Below are 1,765 nucleotides of genomic sequence, written 5' to 3' on the forward strand. Positions count from 1 at the left end.
CGTTAGCATTCCTGTAGATCGTTAAATATCAGGTTTGAAAAAAATAGAGCCCCTCAGTAAGATACGAGTATAGAGACCAATCTAACTCAAAGTCTTAAGGAGGAAGCCCTACTATGAATTTTAAAATGCAAAACAAACAAAATCAACTAATTGAGAGAATTACGGATCAACATCTAGTTGTTGGTGTGGATATTGCCCAACACGTACACGTGGCCCGTGCTGTAAACTTTCGGGGCATTGTGGTCGGGAAACCCTTGTCTTTTGAAAATAACGAAGAGGGTTTTACTCGATTACTAAACTGGATCCAGGAACTAAAACAAATGAAAAACTTAGACACAACGATAGTCGGAATGGAACCTACCGGACATTATTGGATAAACCTTTCAAAGTGGCTAGTCAAACAAAACATGGATGTCGTCACCGTCAATCCTCACCATGTCAAAAGAAACAAAGAAAATCGTGATAATACGCAATCCAAAAGTGATAAAAAAGATGCCCTTGTCATCGCTGATATGGTGAAGAATGGCTACTATGCCTTCGTTCGTTCCACTTCAGAATCATTTGAAAAACTTCGTGTCCTTATGGCTAACCGAGATGTGATCGTTAAGCGTCTTGTTAGCTCCATCAACCAAATTAATCGCTGGGTGGATGTTGTCTTTCCCGAGCTCCGGCAAGTGTTTAAAGACGTATCATGTAAAGGGGCAATCGCAACCCTACGCCTCTTTCCTACCCCAGCTGAATTATGTTTCTTACAGCCTCAAGATATCGTAACCGGTTGGAAATCATGTATGAAGCGACATTCCGGGCATAAAAAAGCCCGTTCCCTGCTTGTATTGGCCAAGCGTTCAATTGGTACAAAACAAGCCCTTGATGCGTATAAACTTCACTTGGGACAGTTATTAGAGGAATATGATCTCGCTTCATTCCAACTCGAAAGAGTGACGCAAGAAGTCACAAAAGTCTTGGAACAGATTCCATTCGTTAAGCAACTACTTGCCATTAAAGGAATCAGCGAGATTTCACTAGCGGGAATCTTAGGAGAAGCTGGAGATCTGAGTGGGTTCGCTCACGGGAATGCGCTCCTTCGTCATGCAGGATTGCATCTCGCTGAAGCAAGTTCTGGGAAGTGGAAAGGCCAAATTGTTCTTTCCAAACGTGGAAGATCACGCCTGCGGCGTTACCTCTTCCTTGCGACCATGAGTCTGGTGATGAATAACCCTGAGTTTAAAGCCCTACACTCGAATAATGTTAAAGTGAAGAAGATTAAGAAAATGAAATCCATCATGAAACTTTGTGGAAAACTCGCCCGTGTCCTAGTAGGGATAGCTCGTAATGGCTCTGCCTATAAACCGGAAATGATCTTCCCACTTGATGAACAACTAGCAGCGTAAATTTACATTCACATTGTTATTTAACGAAAGTTGGCTTATCCGTAGGATTTCAAAGAAAGCACGAAGTACTGGATGTAATGAACAAAAGGGCAATGACCCGTTCCGTTAGCAAAACCCGGCCTTCACCCCTTGGATAGGCATGACGAAGGAATGAAAGGGCATAGGATTATGACCCGTTGAGACATGGGAGGGAAAGCCTCCAGGGGCAGCGTGGAGAATGCGTGCAGTATATGTAATAATATGGGATTTTCAACAGATCCCCTATTTCAATCTGCCCTCATCTTATCAAAACGGTCCTATCTCTTTCGTTCATCTAAAGCAACCTATACCATGTGGTTTGAAATCCTGCGAATAAGCGAGTATTCGTGAGCATT

At 42.8% G+C, this 1,765-nt stretch carries 1 protein-coding gene; it reads left to right on the top strand.

The features are described from left to right. Nucleotides 1–113 precede the first annotated feature (113 nt). Nucleotides 114–1,391: an IS110 family RNA-guided transposase gene (locus FNK51_RS24120; RefSeq protein ID WP_141994967.1), complete on the top strand. Its 1,278-nt coding sequence runs from the start codon at nt 114–116 to the stop codon at nt 1,389–1,391. The last annotated feature ends 374 nt before the right edge of the window (nt 1,392–1,765 follow it).

This window comes from Bacillus sp. B4EP4a (genome assembly GCF_006680105.1).
GTDB lineage: Bacteria > Bacillota > Bacilli > Bacillales > DSM-1321 > Peribacillus > Peribacillus simplex_E.